The sequence below is a fragment of the Paenibacillus sp. yr247 genome (assembly GCF_900103825.1).
In the GTDB taxonomy this organism is placed as follows: domain Bacteria; phylum Bacillota; class Bacilli; order Paenibacillales; family NBRC-103111; genus Paenibacillus_E.
Genome location: NZ_FNIF01000003.1, coordinates 193240 through 210811 on the forward strand (window position 1 = coordinate 193240; position 17572 = coordinate 210811).

At 45.8% G+C, this 17572-nt stretch carries 12 protein-coding genes and 1 other annotated feature; of the genes, 2 read left to right on the plus strand and 10 right to left on the minus strand.

The window, feature by feature from the left end; translation table 11 throughout:
* The first annotated feature begins 59 nt into the window (after positions 1 to 59).
* Positions 60 to 1304: an N-acetylmuramoyl-L-alanine amidase gene (locus BLT91_RS09945; protein ID WP_090820271.1), complete on the plus strand. Its 1245-nt coding sequence runs from the start codon at positions 60 to 62 to the stop codon at positions 1302 to 1304.
* A 51-nt stretch (positions 1305 to 1355) separates the two neighbouring features.
* On the opposite strand, the gene BLT91_RS09950 is transcribed toward BLT91_RS09945, so the two are convergent.
* The 6 genes from BLT91_RS09950 to BLT91_RS09975 all read right to left on the minus strand — a co-directional run bounded on the left by BLT91_RS09950 (position 1356) and on the right by BLT91_RS09975 (position 10938).
* Complete coding sequence (locus tag BLT91_RS09950) at positions 1356 to 2699, minus strand: SPOR domain-containing protein (RefSeq protein WP_090820273.1); 1344 nt, start codon at positions 2697 to 2699, stop codon at positions 1356 to 1358.
* Between the two features lie 159 nt (positions 2700 to 2858).
* The gene (gene murC / locus BLT91_RS09955) at positions 2859 to 4247 is read right to left on the minus strand and encodes a UDP-N-acetylmuramate--L-alanine ligase (protein WP_090820275.1); all 1389 of its coding nucleotides are present in this window, start codon (positions 4245 to 4247) and stop codon (positions 2859 to 2861) included.
* 7 nt (positions 4248 to 4254) lie between these two features.
* Positions 4255 to 5631 carry a bifunctional folylpolyglutamate synthase/dihydrofolate synthase gene (locus tag BLT91_RS09960; protein WP_090820277.1) on the minus strand — a complete coding sequence of 459 codons (1377 nt, stop codon included), beginning with the start codon at positions 5629 to 5631 and terminating at the stop codon, positions 4255 to 4257.
* Positions 5632 to 5701: 70 nt separating this feature from the next.
* A complete protein-coding gene (locus tag BLT91_RS09965; RefSeq protein WP_090820279.1) occupies positions 5702 to 8371 on the minus strand; it encodes a valine--tRNA ligase in 2670 nt (889 codons plus the stop codon).
* 99 nt (positions 8372 to 8470) lie between these two features.
* Positions 8471 to 8728: a binding site (T-box leader), on the minus strand.
* A gap of 179 nt (positions 8729 to 8907) precedes the next feature.
* On the minus strand, positions 8908 to 9933 hold the full coding sequence (locus BLT91_RS09970) for a LysM peptidoglycan-binding domain-containing protein (protein WP_090820281.1): 1026 nt from the start codon (positions 9931 to 9933) through the stop codon (positions 8908 to 8910).
* Between the two features lie 117 nt (positions 9934 to 10050).
* Positions 10051 to 10938, minus strand: coding sequence for an RluA family pseudouridine synthase (locus tag BLT91_RS09975; RefSeq protein WP_090820283.1), 888 nt, complete (start codon positions 10936 to 10938; stop codon positions 10051 to 10053).
* Between the two features lie 267 nt (positions 10939 to 11205).
* Between BLT91_RS09975 and BLT91_RS09980 the strand changes: the two genes are divergently transcribed.
* On the plus strand, positions 11206 to 12663 hold the full coding sequence (locus BLT91_RS09980) for a phosphodiester glycosidase family protein (protein WP_090820285.1): 1458 nt from the start codon (positions 11206 to 11208) through the stop codon (positions 12661 to 12663).
* A gap of 57 nt (positions 12664 to 12720) precedes the next feature.
* On the opposite strand, the gene hemL is transcribed toward BLT91_RS09980, so the two are convergent.
* The 4 genes from hemL to hemE are packed head-to-tail and all read right to left on the minus strand — an operon-like array spanning position 12721 to position 17552.
* A complete protein-coding gene (hemL, locus tag BLT91_RS09985; RefSeq protein ID WP_090820288.1) occupies positions 12721 to 14019 on the minus strand; it encodes a glutamate-1-semialdehyde 2,1-aminomutase in 1299 nt (432 codons plus the stop codon).
* Between the two features lie 59 nt (positions 14020 to 14078).
* Positions 14079 to 15542, minus strand: a complete 1464-nt coding sequence (gene hemG / locus BLT91_RS09990) for a protoporphyrinogen oxidase (RefSeq protein ID WP_090820289.1) — start codon at positions 15540 to 15542, stop codon at positions 14079 to 14081.
* Positions 15539 to 16486: a ferrochelatase gene (gene hemH / locus BLT91_RS09995; protein ID WP_090820290.1), complete on the minus strand. Its 948-nt coding sequence runs from the start codon at positions 16484 to 16486 to the stop codon at positions 15539 to 15541. Before hemH ends, hemG begins: the two co-directional genes overlap by 4 nt.
* 1 nt (position 16487) lies before the next feature.
* The gene (hemE, locus tag BLT91_RS10000) at positions 16488 to 17552 is read right to left on the minus strand and encodes a uroporphyrinogen decarboxylase (protein ID WP_090820292.1); all 1065 of its coding nucleotides are present in this window, start codon (positions 17550 to 17552) and stop codon (positions 16488 to 16490) included.
* Positions 17553 to 17572: the final 20 nt, after the last annotated feature.

The window sequence follows — 17572 nt, forward strand, 5'->3', positions numbered from 1 at the left end:
CTTACCTGCTTACATACTAAGCCGATCCTAGTAAGATAGTTAGCGGAGGTACTTCAACTATGACTCTACTTAAAAGACTTATCCTATTAACCTTATTACTTACATTTGCGTTTCCATTTCAAGCATTCGCTTACAAGGTTGTGCTCGATGCTGGACATGGCGGAAGCGATTCTGGTGCTATTGGCATTAACGGCCTACAGGAAAAATATGTCAATTGGGACATCACGCAAAAGGTACGGAACGAGCTCATTGCAAGAGGATACGAGGTCATCTTGACAAGAAAGGATGACTCCTACTGGTCACTCGCACAGCGCGTCGAATTTACAAATGCTGAGCAAGCGGATTTATTCGTATCCATCCATGCTAATGCGCATCCAAACGGAAAAACCAATGGAACCATGGTACTCTACTACGATAATGCGTATCCACAAGAAGATTATCCTGCTAGCGAAACTATGAAGAAACTGACTCCCTACAGCAAAGACCTCGCTCAGCATGTTTTGGATTCTCTACTCGCAGCCGCAGGTACCAAAAACTTAGGTCTAGTCCCAAGTGCTGTTTATGTAGCCAGAATGGGGACGATTCCCAGCATTCTCGTGGAGACAGCCTTTCTTACCCAGGCAAGCGACGCAGCTTTGCTGGCAAGTGATTCCGTACGTACTAAAATGGCTCTTGGGATTGCAAATGGGATTGCCGCTTATACGCCGCCACTTTTTACAGATTCACTTGGTCATTGGGCTAGGGAAGCGATTTTACGGATGAAAAATAAAGGAGTTATCGAAGGTATCGCCAATCGCTATGAACCGGAACGTGCCTTGACGAGAGCTGAATTTCTCACATTGATGGATCGGGTATTCACGTTCAGTGAAATGAAACCAGCCTGCGCGCCAAGCGGAACAGTGACGTCCAACGTTTATGATTGCCAATCTGCTGCTGAGCAGATTTACAAAGACTTACCGTCCTCTCACTGGGCAAGTCCAGTTTTCGCTAAAGCCAAAAACTTGAATCTGCTTCAGGGCTATTCGGATGGGACAATTCGTCCTGATCAACCGATTACGAGAGGTGAAGTCGCTTTTCTCTTCGATCACCTTTTACAAATGGCTACCAAACCGAATAACCAACAAATCGCAGCTGCTCTCCCATCTTTTGACGACGTTCCCACATCATTGTGGAGTGCGAAAGCGATTTACGCGCTCAAGAATAAAGGCATCATTGATGGCATAACAGATACCTCATTTAAACCAAGTCAAACTATTACCCGTGCAGAGATTGCTGCCATGTTAGATCGTTATTACACCAAATAAAAAAAGCAGTGTGTCCTAACTCCTACGAGTTTTGGCACACTGCTTTTTTTGTTAAGATACGCTGATTTTCTTAAGCAGCTCTATCTGCGCAATGATGTATTGCATCATGGACGATTGAGCTTGCCATAGCATCGCATTGGAAGGACTTTTCTTGTACTCTTCCATCGATTGAACCGCACTGTTGATAGCCGATGTCATTTTTTGTACGATCGGTTTCGAATCATCTGTTAACCCTTCATTGATTGTGGCCGACAATGTAGTTAGCGATTGATGTGAAGTATGAATCGTTTGCAGTGACGCTTCAGCCAACGAGGTTGGCTTCGTCTCCGCCAAATGAACAAGCGTTAATCCGCTTATCGTATTAACAAGTTTATCACCTTCGGCAATAAAGGAAGGAACCGACTCCGGTTTCGGTCCGCCCCAACGAATCCCTGTCGCAGCTGGGATATCCACATTCTTCATATACACTTCTATCGTTTTATCCGCTGATTGTACCTCTTGTCTTAGCGCAAGGGCGTCGTCCCGGCTCTTGGCAAATCCTACAAATACCGTAGGCTTATCCGTAGTGTCCAGTGCTGTAGCTAAGCCTTTCTTTTTCAGAGTATCCTGGATAGCCTGGGCTCCTTGTAAGGTACTAAATACGCCATTTTGCAAGAATGTATACGATTTAGCAGGTATTTGAACCGGTGTAACAGCCGCGGCAGATACCGGAACGGCTGGTGCCTGATCTGTCGTCGTTTTGGTGGCTCCTGTTGGCGCTTTCGATGGAGCGGCTGCTTGTACATTAGGTGACGGAACGGTTATCGTATTTTTAACCGATGGCGTTACATTTGAATCACGATCGGTTGAAAACATCGAGAGAACAAAGAATCCAAACGCAATGCCGGTTACAACTGCTCCTGCCACAGAAGTTGCAATCCGAATCCAGGGGGTGCCGGATGATTTGGCGTATCTAGCACCTGTCCCCGTTTCTACATAAGGTCCTTTCGACGTCCAGTTCGACCACTCATCACGATTTCTGTCCGAAACGGGCTCATTTCTCTCAGGTGATGGATCTCTACCGCTTTGATTCTCGCGGGCTGCCTGCGATTCACGAATAATGCGTTCCACCCGCTCACCTTCAGATTCAATCTGACTATTCCAGTTCCCGAAATCTGTCGTGAATGTATTTAAGGCATGCGGTTCAAATAAATGTTCTACTTGTTCCCTCTCTGCTTGATGATATGGAGTGACCTCATCTGACGTACGATGGTCAATCGTAGTCGATACTACCTTAAATTCCTCCTGATAGAGTGGAATCACCTTCTCTTGTTGATCAGGTACTCGTGATGCTTTACGAGTTGATTCTGCCCTTTCTTTTGGATCGAAACGATAAGTAATTCTTGCTTTATTCATCCTCACCACTCCTCGTAAAATTTATTTGGAAACGGGCATCGCGCCGCGTCGTCTTGTCCAAATCTTCTGTTACTAGATTATGATTGAGAGAATTCAATTATGTTCCGTTCCGCAAAAAAAGACCGCCTCTAGCCATTGCGGCTTACAGCGATCTTTCTTTTAACCATTCGTTTCGTATTTTTTACGCAGCGACTTTGCTAAGCCGTCAGCTGCTTTCCATATGTCGCCTGCTCCCATAGTTATCACCAGGTCACCTGGCTGCACATGCTGAATCAAATAAGTAAGAACCTCATCCCTTGTTGCCATATGCTGAACATTCGGGTTACTGTTGCTCCTGATCAATTCAACCAGCTTGGCTGAATCTACGCCCTCGATTCGCTGCTCGCCTGCAGGTGAGTAAATGTCTGTAATAATGACCTCATCAGCTTCATCGAATGAGCGGCTGAACTGCTCGAATAAATAATAGGTTCGTGTGTACCGTTGAGGCTGGAATACCGCAATGATCCGTTTCCCTGTTGCTTTTGCCGCGGAAATGGTTGCCTGAATTTCAGTAGGATGATGGGCATAATCATCGATAACCAGTATATTCTCTACTTCACCGAGTACTTGGAACCTACGCTTTGCACCGCGAAATTCTTGAATCGCATCAGCAATTTTTCCGAAAGGCAATCCTGCTTCCAGACAAGTGATTAACGTCGCTAATGCATTATATACGTTGTGTTTACCAGGTACAGACAAACTTACAGGTCCTAATACCTCGCCTTTAAATTGTACAGTAAACGTAACCTTACGGTCGCCTAAAGTTATATCGCTAGCCACATAGTCAGCCGCATTATCTATGCCATACGTTATGACTTCGCTTTGAATATGCGGAATCATTTCACGTAAGAACGTATCATCCTGACAAACAATTGCTCTTCCTCCAGGTCTCACTTGACTGAGGAATTGCTTATAAGCTTTCTTCAAATTCTCAAAATCACCGTTATAATTCTCCAAGTGATCGGCTTCGATATTATTCACCAATGCAAGAGTCGGATGATACTGAAGGAAAGTTCCATCACTTTCATCAGCTTCAGCTACAACAAATTCGCCTTTTCCGGCTTTGGCATTGCTGCCCACATTCATGATTTCGCCACCGATAATATAGGTCGGATCCAATCCGCAAATTTCCATCACTAGGGCAATCATTGAGGAGGTTGTTGTTTTGCCATGAGCTCCCGCAACTGCGATGCCTTTACGTTCATTCATGAGTCTTGCAAGCATCTGCGAACGATGAATGACAGGAATATTTAATTCTTCCGCCGCTTGCATCTCCACATTATCCTTGGATAAGGCAGTTGAGTATACAACCAAATCTGCGCCTGATACATTGCGCGCTTCATGACCAATGAAAACTTGCGCACCCTTAGCTATTAGCTTTTCTGTTAACTCTTGCTGTGCCAGGTCGGAACCGGAAATCCGGTATCCCATTTCTAGCATGACTTTGGCAATAGCACTCATGCCGTATCCGCCGATGCCTATAAAATGTACGTGTTCTGCTTGACTCACGCCGTTCTCACCATCCTTTTTCAGAATCGGTTTGATAGGTAATCCAAGAACGAACATCAGAGATTAAATACAGCGTGCCGGATACGACAGCCAGATCATCCTGCTCAGTTCTGCTTATAAGGGTTTCTAATGCCTTCTTCCAATCTCGCTCAACAACGATGTCCACCATACGGTTCATATCATGGAGAAGCTCACTTGCAAGCTCAGCGAGCATAGAGGCATCCCCTTTTTTATGAAAATCGGGTTCCGTAAATATAAGAGTATCCACCAATGGTAGTATATGCCTCAGGTAGCCAGTATGATTCTTTGTCGAAAGCATTCCCATCATCAAATGAAGCTTGCGGTAACGGTATACACTTTGGAGCGCTGCAGCAAGTGTCGCAGCTCCTTCTGGGTTGTGCGCGCCATCAAGTAAAATGCGAGGCTCGTTCGAGATCATCTCAAGCCGACCTGGCCAACGAGTTTCCTTGAGACCTTTGTAAAGATCTTCATCATCTACGATACAGGCATAATATTGACGAAGTACTTCAAGCGTCATTACAGCCACAGCTGCGTTCTTCAATTGATGCTGTCCGTTTAACGAAATCGGCACACCTTTCAAATTCCGAAACGGTCCGCTAAAATCAAAGGTTTGTTTATCTAGCTCACTTGAAACATGGGAGAAATTGAATTGCCCGCCAAGAGAATAAAGTGTTGCTTTCTTATCCTTGGCTGTTTGTTCAATAACACGCCACACCTCATTCGGCTCAACAGCCGTTATTACAGGTACACCAGCTTTAATAATACCCGCTTTCTCTGCTGCTACCTGTTCCAGTGTGTTTCCCAATATATCCATATGGTCATGGCCTACATTGGTAATGATGGTTACGACAGGATTCACAATATTCGTGCTATCCAGCCTTCCCCCGAGTCCTGTTTCCCATACTACATAATCAGGATATGCGACTTTACCAAAATACAAGATCGCAAGCGCAGTTGAAATTTCAAACATCGACGGAGAGCCAACCTCGGTCTCAGCAATCTCGTCAACGATTGGCTTTATTTCATTCACAAGTCTAAGCAGCACGTCGTCTTCAATGTCCACTCCATTCACTTGGATACGATTCGTATACTTTTCCAAGTAAGGGGAAGTGAATGTGCCTACATCATAGCCGCAAGTCTGCAAAACAGAAGATAAATAGGCACACGTGGAGCCTTTTCCGTTTGTCCCCGCCACATGAATGAACTTCAGCCTGCGTTCGGGGTGATCGAGTTTATCCATCAGCAACTGCATACGTTGGAGACCCGGCTTGATACCGAGTTTCTCCATCCGGCCGACAATCCAGGCAATAGCTTCTTGCGCTGTCTGGAATTCAGCCGGATGAATATCTTTTAATTCATTCATCGTTCTCATCCTCATTTACTATATGATTGACCTTGTCTTCGTAACTAGGCAATCGTTTGTTTTCCTGAAATTAACCTTTTAATTCCGCTAATCGAGCAATCACTTTATCTCGCTTATCTGCATAATCTGCAAGCTTAGCCTTCTCTTCCTCGATCACCTTCGCAGGTGCCTTGCCCACAAAGCCCTCATTGCCTAACTTCTTCTCAATTCGCTCTACTTCACCATGCAAGGATTGCAGTTCTTTATCCAAACGTGCAAGCTCTTGCGCAATGTCAATAAGACCTGCCAGCGGTAAGAAAAGCTCTGCTCCTGTGATGACGGATGTCATGGCTTTCTCCGGCGCTGCCATCTCTGCGTCGATTTGAAGCAGCGACGTGTTGCAGAAACGCTTCAAGTATTCCTCATTGTTACGAAGAATGCCCAGAGCATCACTGCTGGCTGGTTTTACAAGCAGTTCAACTTTCTTACTCATAGGCACATTCACTTCGGCGCGAATATTACGAACTGAACGAATGGCATCCATCAAGAGTTCCATTTCTCGAACAGCATCAGGCGATTCGAAAGCGGCATTCTCTTTCGGCCAAGATGCGAGCGTAATCGTCTCACCCTCATGCGGCAAATGCTGCCAGATCTCTTCCGAAATGAAAGGCATGAACGGATGAATCAAACGCTGTGTATGGTCTAGTACGTATGCCAGAACGGATTGTGTCTTTTTCTTAGCAGCTGCATCCGTACCGTATAAGCTCAATTTACTGAACTCAATATACCAATCGCAAAGATCGTCCCAGATGAAGTTATAAAGCAATCGTCCTGTTTCGCCGAATTCATAGCTGTCGATTAAGCGAGTTACTTCACGAACCGTTTCGTTCAGACGATGCAAAATCCAGCGATCCGCGGTGCCAAGATGACCTGTTAGATCGATGTCTGCCGCGGTAACACCTTCTAGATTCATTAAAGCAAAGCGGGAAGCATTCCAAATCTTATTAGCAAAATTCCGCGCTTGCTCGACACGTTCCCACCGGAAACGGAGATCTTGACCCGGCGTACTGCTCGTCGAAATCATATAGCGCATAGCATCTGCGCCATACTTCTCAATAACTTCTAGCGGATCGACACCGTTGCCTAAGGATTTGGACATTTTGCGGCCTTCAGAATCGCGTACAAGACCATGCATTAATACATCTTTAAACGGAATTTGATCCGTAAATTCAAGGGCAGTGAAGATCATCCGAGCTACCCAGAAATAAATGATGTCATAACCTGTAACAAGTACATTCGTCGGATAGAAACGCTTCAAATCCTCAGTATCATTCGGCCAGCCTAGAGTTGAGAACGGCCACAATGCGGAACTAAACCATGTATCAAGCACATCGTTGTCTTGATTCAAGTTCGTGCTCTGACAATGCGAGCAAGCTGTAGCGTCCTCACGAGTTACCGTGATTTGACCACAATCCGCACAATGCCATGCGGGAATGCGATGTCCCCACCACAGCTGACGGGAAATACACCAATCGCGTACATTTTCAATCCAGTTCAGGTAAATTTTCTCGAAACGATCAGGTACGAAATTAACGCCTTTGCCTGTTTTTTGTGCTTCAATCGCTTGGTCAGCAAGCGGCTGCATCTTCACGAACCATTGCGTCGACAGATAAGGCTCAATAACCGCACCGCTGCGCTCACTATGACCTACTTGATGGATGTGTTCTTCTATTTTGATAAGAACACCTTGCTCCTTTAAATCAGCTACGATTTGTTTACGGCAATCAAAGCGATCTATACCTTGATAAGGACCCGCATTGGCGTTCATTGTACCGGTTTCGTCCATAACGAGAATTTGCGGGAGATCATGACGTTTCCCGACTTCGAAGTCGTTCGGATCGTGGGCAGGCGTAATTTTTACAGCGCCGCTTCCGAACTCTTTTTCTACATAATCATCCGCGATGATCGGAATCTCACGATTCACAATCGGGAGAAGCAGCATTTTGCCAATGAGATGCTTATAGCGCTCATCCTTCGGATGAACAGCAACCGCTGTATCGCCGAGCATCGTCTCAGGACGTGTCGTAGCAACAACGATGGAACCTGTTCCATCGGTCGTTTTGTATTCTAGGTGATAGAGGGCGCCTTGCACTTCTTTGTATTCTACTTCAATGTCAGATAGCGCTGTGCGTGCCGCTGGATCCCAGTTAATAATATAATTACCGCGATAAATAAGACCCTTCTCATAAAGGCTTACGAATACTTCGCGGACGGCTTGCGATAGCCCCTCATCCAGAGTGAAACGCTCACGGGAATAGTCTAGGGAGAATCCCATTTTGGCCCACTGCTCGCGAATGGTGTTCGCATATAGATCCTTCCATTCCCACACTTTCTCTAGGAACCTCTCACGACCAAGGTCATAGCGTGATTGTCCTTGCTCGCGGAGCTTTTGCTCAACCCTCGTTTGTGTGGCAATACCCGCGTGGTCAGATCCGGGCAGCCAAAGTGCGTCATAACCCTGCATACGTTTGGTACGAATTAAAATGTCCTGCAGTGTAAAATCAAGCGCATGCCCAATATGAAGCATGCCCGTAACGTTTGGAGGCGGAATCACGATGGTGTAGGTTTCAGCATCTGGACGATTGCCCGCTTTGAAAAATTCCTTCTTAATCCAGTAATCATACCACTTTCGTTCTGCTTCTTTTGGATCGTAAGTGGTAGACAATTGCATTTGTTCTTTGGTTTCATTAGCTTCGGTCATAGGATTACCTCCATTACTGTTATCTCTGTTAGATAGGCTTATAAGGCCTATAATTAATCTCGAATCGGAGTCCATTCAAACAAAAAAAGCCCTCCGCCCGCAAAGGACGAAAGGCTTGCGCTTCCGTGGTACCACCTTCATTCCGCGCAGCTTCACGAATGAAGCGCGTGGCTCTCAAACAGATAACGGCTGCGGCCGGCAAATGCTAAGTCAGCATTCCGTTTACACGGGACGCTTACAATCACATTTACAACTCCAGGGCGACTTCGTTCGGTTGCATCCTATGGAACCTTTCAGCGCTACCAGTTCCACTCTCTGAAGGGCTTACCGCCTACTACTCCCTATCAACGTTTCCAATATTACTCAAAATGGTTTACATCATATGATAACGAACATTTGAAATAGAGTCAATATATCATTCCAGTATTACCGTTTAAGAATAAATTATGCTTGTATCTGAAAGATGTTACAGCATATAAATAAGAGCCTCCAGCCGTTAAAAGCAGCCAGAGACTCTTGCCTATGTATCCTGTTATTTATCTAGGTAGATAAATAACCTGCCCAACCGAAATGTCCTGATCATTGAGACGATTCAAAAGCTGTAGCTCACGTGGGTTGAGTTGATAGCGTTTGGCAATCGACTCTAATGTATCTTCCTTTTGAACAATGCACATTTTTAACTTTCTAAATTCTTGCGAACTCGTACTGCTTTGAAGGAAAAGTCGCTTCCATTCAACAGCATCTATTCTCGTCTCCTCAGCAAGTGCAGCCTGCGCTTCTTCTTCAGCTTTCCTCTTATCCGTAAGATACGAGCCAGCCTTTGACAAAAGCGATTTGATACCGTACGGGTTAATGTCGATAGCCTCATTTGCCTTTTTGCCGAAGGCGACTTTGAGATCTTTCTTATCCTCTGTAACCACCGGGCTCTCATGAGGGGGGGTCACCTTCAATTCGGTTTGTACAATATCAACTGCAACCACACCATCATCATGATAAGACTCTTCCTGAACGGGGACATCCATATAGGAAGGAGCACCCGCAATTGGCGCTATATACACGGGCTCTGGCATGGATTGAAATACTTGAGGCTCTTGAATAGGTTGTGAGGGATACGGCAGAGGTGGTTCGAACTGCGGGATATCAACTTCATGTACGAACGTAACTTCCTCTTCCTCACGCCAGCTCTCGGCCGGAGCCGAAACAATTTCGACACCCTGCAGGGATAGAACACCAGTAACATTCAGACTTCTGGCTGATAAAAGATCAATATCAAAGTTCTCAATCTCAACCTGAATATCTTCTACACGATGAATGCGATTCAAAGGTAATGTGATTTCAACTGGAATCAAGTGCTCCAGTGACCTGGGTGTACCCCCTTCTTCACTGAAATAATTGCCTGTAAGCAGTAAGTTCCCCTTCAGGATTGCCTGATCATCCAAAGTAAGCACCTGAATATGAGGAAGCAATTCTACATCACTGAATTCTTGTATCCCCGCCAAATCTTCTTGCAAATGAACACGCTCATAGATATCGAATCTTAAACCTGGTTGTTGTTCAGACACCGAATTAATCCTCCCTTCCATCAAACCCGAATGCTGGATAGCATTCGGATTGTTAGGCCATTTACTTGTTTGTCTCTAAAAGTATATGGGTGGGAAGGGCTAGGCATGACTACATTTTTATAGTGCTGCGACTTCCGTTAACAAAAGTTGAAAATCTTGCGGTAAAGTCGCATGAACCTCGATCTGCTTCTGAGTAATCGGATGATCAAACAAAAGCCTTTCACCATGCAGCGCTTGACGATGAAACAAACGCGAAGAACCACCATACAAGGTATCTCCTATTAATGGATGACCTAAATAGCTGAGATGGACTCGAATTTGATGGGTTCTGCCTGTTTCTAGCTCTAATCCTACGAAAGCAGCCTTCTCCATTTGTCGAAGCACCTTATAATGCGTAATCGCTTGATCTCCGTTAGGCGTAACCCTGCGCTTGCCTGAATGATGACGGTCTTTGCCGATAGGTTCATCAATCGTTCCTTGCTTCGCCCGGAACACCCCTTCAGCTAACGCCACATAGCTCCTATCAATTCGTTTATCACGCATAGCCTCATCGAGCAACACATGAGCCCATTCATTCTTGGCATAGAGCACCGCCCCGGTTGTATCTTGATCTAAACGATGAATATGCCGAACCTCACAAGCTTGGCCAGTTGAAGCGTAATAGTAAGCAACCGCAGAAGCCAGCGTACCGCTCTGCCCTACTTCTGAAGGATGAACGGACATACCAGCCGGTTTATTAACAACCAAACAGAAGTCGTCCTCATAGATAACGTCGAGGTTATAACGTTCAGGTCTGAACGAGGCCTCCTCAGCAGGAAACACATGGAGATTTACTTTGTCACCTTCAACCTGAATACGGCCTTGAGAAGCTAATCGAAGAAAGAACTTTCGCGGAACAGGCAGTAAAGCAGCTAATTCTTCAATGGCCCCAGGCTTAAGGGGCTTCCACATCGCATTGGGCGCTGGGAGCTCCAACCATTCACCGCTGCGCTTCCACTCTGTCATGATCGTGTCCTTTTATGAAAGGATAGAACGATTGTGAGTAAGATTAGGAGAAATAGAAAAATAGCTGCCATTAGATCTATTGGAAAATCAAAAAAGTAATATCGCTTCATAGATTTAATAACTCCTTAAGGTTTTAGGTATTATGTAACTTTATTTTAACAATTACCAATAACAATTGCATACGAAAATATGATAATATAAGTCTAGTATTGTTTTTTTTCGACATTTACACATCAAATAGAATACTAGAGCAGGAGAGGGACAACCTTGGGTAGTACAATATTAGATCACTTTCGCAGTTACAGTTGGCTGAAACGCACATTTCTAGTTATAGCAGCATGTACTTTTCTTAGTTCGAGCTTTTTATTTCTAACTCCGCCTGGAGAATATATTCGTGAGTATTTGGCCAAAACGGTCATTACGACACAGCATCGTGATTGGGCGTGGATTTTCGTAGGCGCTCAGCGTAGAGATCAGCTGGTTCTTGAAATGCAAAATTTGACCGAAGTCAACTCTGTTGAAAAACAAGATTTGCGCGCGGTTCAATTCAATAAAAATCGTCCTTTGGATAGTCTTGTGAAAGTCGAGGACATTTCCGGTCAATTTTGGAAAGGTAAGAAAATGTATGTATATGATCCACGAACGATTCGAGTTGTCGTTCCCGATAAGCAAGGTGAAGGCGAGAGAATCACATCTATGGTACAGCGTACTGGTGCTGTCGCGGGCGTAAACGGTGGAGGATTCAACGATCCAGATGGACTTGGAAACGGATTTGCTCCAATTGGAGCTATTATGTCCGGTGGAAATATTCTTTATACGGACCAAGAGGGCAGTATTGCTCAACATATTGTAGGATTTACCAAAGAAGGCACACTCATTATCGGTAAGTACACGATTAACGAGCTTATCAAGCTTGGTGTTTCTGACGCAGTGTCCTTCTATCCTCGTGTTATCGCTAACGGAAAGCCGCTCATTACGAGCGGTGATGGCGGCTGGGGACGTGCACCTCGTACGGCTGTCGGACAAAAAGCCGACGGAACGGTTATCTTCATCGTAATCGACGGCCGTCAAGCACACAGTGTAGGTGCAACACTTAAAGAAGTTCAGGATTTATTCCTCCAAGATGGTGTCATTAATGCAGGCTTCTTGGATGGCGGAGCTTCTTCCGAAATGGTATATAACGATGCGTTGATTACGAAGCCTTCAAGTCGTTATGGCGAGCGTCGGTTACCTTCTGCATTTCTAGTATTTGATCATCCTGAACAGGTAAAGGTGAAGAACGTTTGGGAAGGACTTACGACAATCGATCCAGGTGGTGCTTATGATCATCCTGAATTCTTGAAGGAACAAGCGGATAAGAAAGCTAATCAGCCAAAAGCAACGCCGACACCGAAAGCAACACCGACACCAACAACGTCAATCAAGCCTGATTCCAGCAGTGAACCAGGCAAGAATGGTGCATCTCATAGTCCTGGCGGAACAGAAAATGGTTCTTCAAAACCAAGTCCATCGGTGAAGCCAGAAGTTTCACCAACAGCACCTGCAAATCCAGGTCCTTCGGAAGGAACTGGAAATGGAAACACAGGCACAGGAAGCTCCTCACCAGGAGCTTCCGCACCATCAAAGCCGAGCCCGACAACAATACCTACCACAAGTCCTGTTCAATCTAGCAATGGGAATGGTGCATCTCCAACTCCGAGTGCTGCTCCAACAAAAGCAAACTAAATTAGTACATAATACAAAGACCTGGCAGCATTGGCCAGGTCTTTTGTAGTGTTCATGTTATAAACGCTTCAACGCTTCACGATGAGCATCGATTGTCGCCGCGATGTCTTCATCGGAGTGAACGGTTGACACAAACATACCTTCGAATTGTGATGGTGCAACTGAAACGCCCAAATCCAGCATATGGCCGAAGTAAGCATTAAACTTAGCTAAATCCGATGTTTTAGCTGTATCGTAATTCGTGACAGCCTGCTCTGTGAAGAAAGGACATATCATTGAACCTACACGGTTAATCGTGCTTGCTACGCCAGCTTCAGCCGCATTGCGTGCAAATCCAGCTTCCAGCTTCGCAGACTTACGTTCCAGTTCCTCATAAACGTCAGGCTCGCCAAGTAGAGATAGCGTCGCGAAGCCTGCTGCCATGGCTAACGGATTGCCTGATAAGGTCCCCGCCTGATAGATTGTTCCCGCCGGAGCAATCTGCTCCATGATATCTAGTCTGCCTCCATAAGCGCCAACAGGAAGTCCTCCGCCAATGACCTTGCCTAAACATGTTAGATCAGGTGTAATGCCGTACAAGCCCTGTGCACAATTCTTGTGTACGCGGAAGCCCGTCATCACCTCATCGAAAATAAGTAAAGAGCCGTATTGTTTTGTAATGGAGCGTAATCCTTGTAAAAATCCTTCGGCTGGAGGTACAACTCCCATATTCCCTGCAATCGGTTCAACGATCAAAGCTGCGATTTCTTCGCCAAACTTCTCAAATACTAACTTCACGGATGCCAAATCATTGTAAGGCACAGTGATCGTATTCGATGCTACATTATTGGGCACCCCAGGACTGTCAGGCAGGCCAAGTGTAGCCACACCAGAGCCAGCTTTGATCAATAACGCATCGGCATGACCATGGTAGCTTCCTTCGAACTTCACGATCTTATCGCGCTTCGTATATCCGCGGGCTAGCCGTAACGCGCTCATGGTCGCTTCTGTCCCTGAGTTCACCATACGAACCATATCAATGGACGGCACCCGTTCAATGACCAGCTTTGCCATTTCCGTTTCTAGAAGCGTCGGAGCACCGAAGCTAGTCCCCTTCTCTGCAGCAGCTTTAATCGCTTCCAGTACGACTGGATGTGTATGTCCTACGATTAATGGACCCCATGAGCCTACATAATCGATATACGTATTACCGTCAATATCCGTTACGCGAGATCCTGAACCTTTCTCCATGAACATCGGTGTCAAACCAACCGATTTAAAAGCGCGAACAGGACTGTTCACTCCGCCGGGAAGCAACTTCTTGGCTTCTTGAAAAGCGGCCGATGAGCGCGTGTCGATTCTTCCTGAATTTCCCATAACTTCATACCCCCAGTTAAAACTTCTATGATAAAATGTGTTGAAACTACGCACTCTCGCTAAATCGTACCGGCTGTAACTGCCGCATCCTGAGACTGATTTTGTATAATGTCCGCAAGCTGCCAAGCAGCTTCCTTACCTTGCCGTATACAGTCAGGGAGGCCGACCCCATGGAACCCCGCACCCGTTATTAGGACTTGAGGCATAGCAGCCGCAAGCTCATCACGGAAACGTTCAATCTGCTCCAGGTGACCGACTGGATACTGCGGCATGGAATTCATTAAACGAGTTACCTCAGCAAATAGCGGCTCCGCCTCGAGACCTAATAATTCACGGAGATCATGGCGAGCTTTGCTCACTAGCTGGTCATCCGTCCATTGTGGCCATTCTTGCTCCCCTGAACGACCAATATAACAGCGCAGCAGTACTTTCCCATCAGGAGCTGTATGCAGCCATTTGGCAGATGTTAAGGTACAAGCCGTAATCGTCCTGCCTTCATATCTCGGTACTAGAAACCCCGAAGCATCGAGTTCAAAAGGGATGTCTTTGCGATCGAAAGCCATAATGACATTCGCTACAGAAATATAGTCAATCTTCTTAAGCTCACTTGCAGCAGGCAAATGAGCCAGCATCTGCGCAGCCTGGAAAGTAGGCGTCGTTAGGATAACGCCATCTACGATTTCACTTTGTCCGTTCTCAAAGATAACCTCTGTTTTCTGCCCCATTTTGCTAACTGAAGCAACCCCAACACCCTTTCGCAAATCAACTGACTCCAAAGCCTCTACTAAGCCTGAAACCAGCATCTGAAGCCCCTTCTTGAACGTCACGAAAACCGAACTGCGAATCGCCGGGGGTAAGTGAGTGCTCTCCTCGGTAACATTTTTGCGGCTGGCCATCATCCCGAGAATCAAGCTCCGATGCTTCTGTTCCATCGTTCGAAACTGCGGGAACGTTGCTTTCAAGCTAAGCTTAAACGTATCTCCCGCATATATCCCCGCTAGAAGCGGTTCCACAATGCGTTCCAACACTTCTTTTCCTAAACGGCGTTCCAGAAAATGCCCAAGCGATTCATCCGTTGTTAAATCACGTTTAGGCAGGATCAAATCCAGTGCAGCTCGCATTTTACCAAATGGCGATATGAGACCTGTCTTCATGAAAGGTGTCATCTGTGTCGGTATTCCGAGCACTAAACCAGGCGGCATCCTATGCAGCTTACCTTGACGTACAATATAGGTCTTCTTTGCCCCAGGATTCGTACCTGTAAGCTCATGTTCAAGTCCGAGATCATAAGCTAGATCAATGATTGGACGCTTCCGTGCAAGGAAGGAATCCGGCCCCTTTTCGATAAAGAAACCGTCTCGCTCGATGGTGTGAATTTTCCCGCCAAATGTCGACGATTTCTCCACCACTGAAAGATGAAAAGGGACTCCATCAGACTCCAACCGTTTCTTTAAGTAAAACGCAGCGCTAAGTCCAGTAATACCCCCGCCAACAATCATATAGTGAGGAACCCGCGTACTCATGATAGCTGATAAACCTCTTTCCATTTCTCATACACAACATCGCTCAACGTTTCCAAGTATAGTGGATCTGTATTTAGCGATTCTGTTCGTTCTAAATGCAATCCAAGTTCCTTAGCCAAAGCCTGTGCTTCAATATCAATATCGTAGAGAACCTCGAGATGATCCGAAACAAAACCAATGGGACAGAGCAGAACGTTCTTCACGCCTTCTTCTATATTAATCTTCTTTAAGACATCCAATATGTCCGGACCCAGCCAAGGCATAGCGGTTTGCCCCGCGCTTTGCCAACCGAACTGCCAATTCGTCAGGCCAACGCGTTCTGCAAGGACTTTGGAAGTAGCAAGCAGTTGATCCGGGTAGGGGTCTTTCATTTCAAGAATTTTTTCTGGCAAACTGTGCGCACTAAAGATAACGCGTACGTCATTCCGATCCAATCCGGAGAATTTCTCCAAAGCTTTGTCTACACGCATACTAAGGGCGTCTAGCAGCTTAGGATGAAGGTGATAATCAAGTACAAAATCAATCTCAAGACCAAGTGCCTCCGCCTTATCTTTCGCTCTTTTCACATAGCCGCCGACGCTCATAATCGAGTAGTGAGGGGCTAAAACGACACCTATAGCCTCCGTAATACCGTCATTAACCATTTGCTCCACACCGTCTTCTACATAGGGCTGAGCATGCTTCAGACCTTGGTAGCAGACAAATTCCATCTCAGGATGCTCTCTGCGCAATGTGGTCTCAAGTCCTTTGACCTGCTTATTCGTATTCTCACGTAGAGGGAAGAACCCGCCTACAATCGCCTCATAACGGGCTGTCAACTCGTGTAGCTGCTCAGATGTTGGTGGATTCCCGCGTCTTATGTGTGTATAATACGCTTCTACTTGATCCAAGCTTTCAGGCGTACCATAAGACATTACTAATACACCAATACGGCGTTTCGTCATCTTAAACACCACTCTTTTCTGCTTGCTGAGTTAATGCGGAATGTGAGTAAGAATGTATGAAAGCAGTCAATTCCTTTAACTTCTCAAGCGATGCTTCCGGGAATAAACCATGGCCTAGGTTAAAAATATAACCTGGCTGCTGAATCCCTTCGTCAATGATTGCTTTTGCCTGTTTCTCAATCACACTCATTGGAGCCGTTAAAATATAAGGATCCAAGTTTCCTTGCACTGCGAAGCGCTTGCCGACTCTCTCACGGCCTACTGAAATCGGAATCCGCCAATCAAGGCCAATAACATCCGCTTGGAGATCTTTAAGATAAGGGAGTAATTCGCCTGAACTTACGCCGGGGAAATAAATTTTAGGTTCTTTCAAATCTGAAAGCTCTTTGAAAATTCGCGTCATTGTCGGCAGTACATACATTTGGAAATCTGCAGGAGAAAGCGCGCCGACCCAGCTATCAAATACTTGAACAGCCTTGGCACCCGATGCGATATGCGCTCGTAAATACGTAATAACCATGTCACCAAGCTTCTCTATTAACGCAAACCAAACCGTCGGCTCAGAGTACATGAGCTGTTTTGTGCGAATATAACTTTTCGATGGTTTACCTTCGATCAAGTAGCTAGCAATTGTAAACGGCGCACCCGCAAATGTGATCAGAGGAACCTCAAGCTCCCGGTCTAAAATGCGGATCGTTTGAAGGATATGTGATAAATCTTTCTCCACATCTATAGGACGCAGACGATCAACATCCTGCGCTGTGCGAACCGGAGTATGAATAACAGGACCAATATCTTTGACAATATCAAAATCAACCCCAAGTGAAGCGACGGGATTCATAATGTCAGAATATAAAATTGCGGCATCCACACCCAGTTTTTTAATGGGCATCATGGTAACTTCCGCAGCTAGCTCTGGTTGCTGGCAAATCTCCAGCAGCGAGTACTTTTCTTTGATTTTGCGATAATCCGGGTCGTATCTTCCAGCTTGGCGCATATACCAAACGGGCAGCGTATCCACCTGTTCCTTACGGCATGCTTTAATAAAATTGTCGTTGTAGCTCATGAGGCACCTTCCTCTTTTTC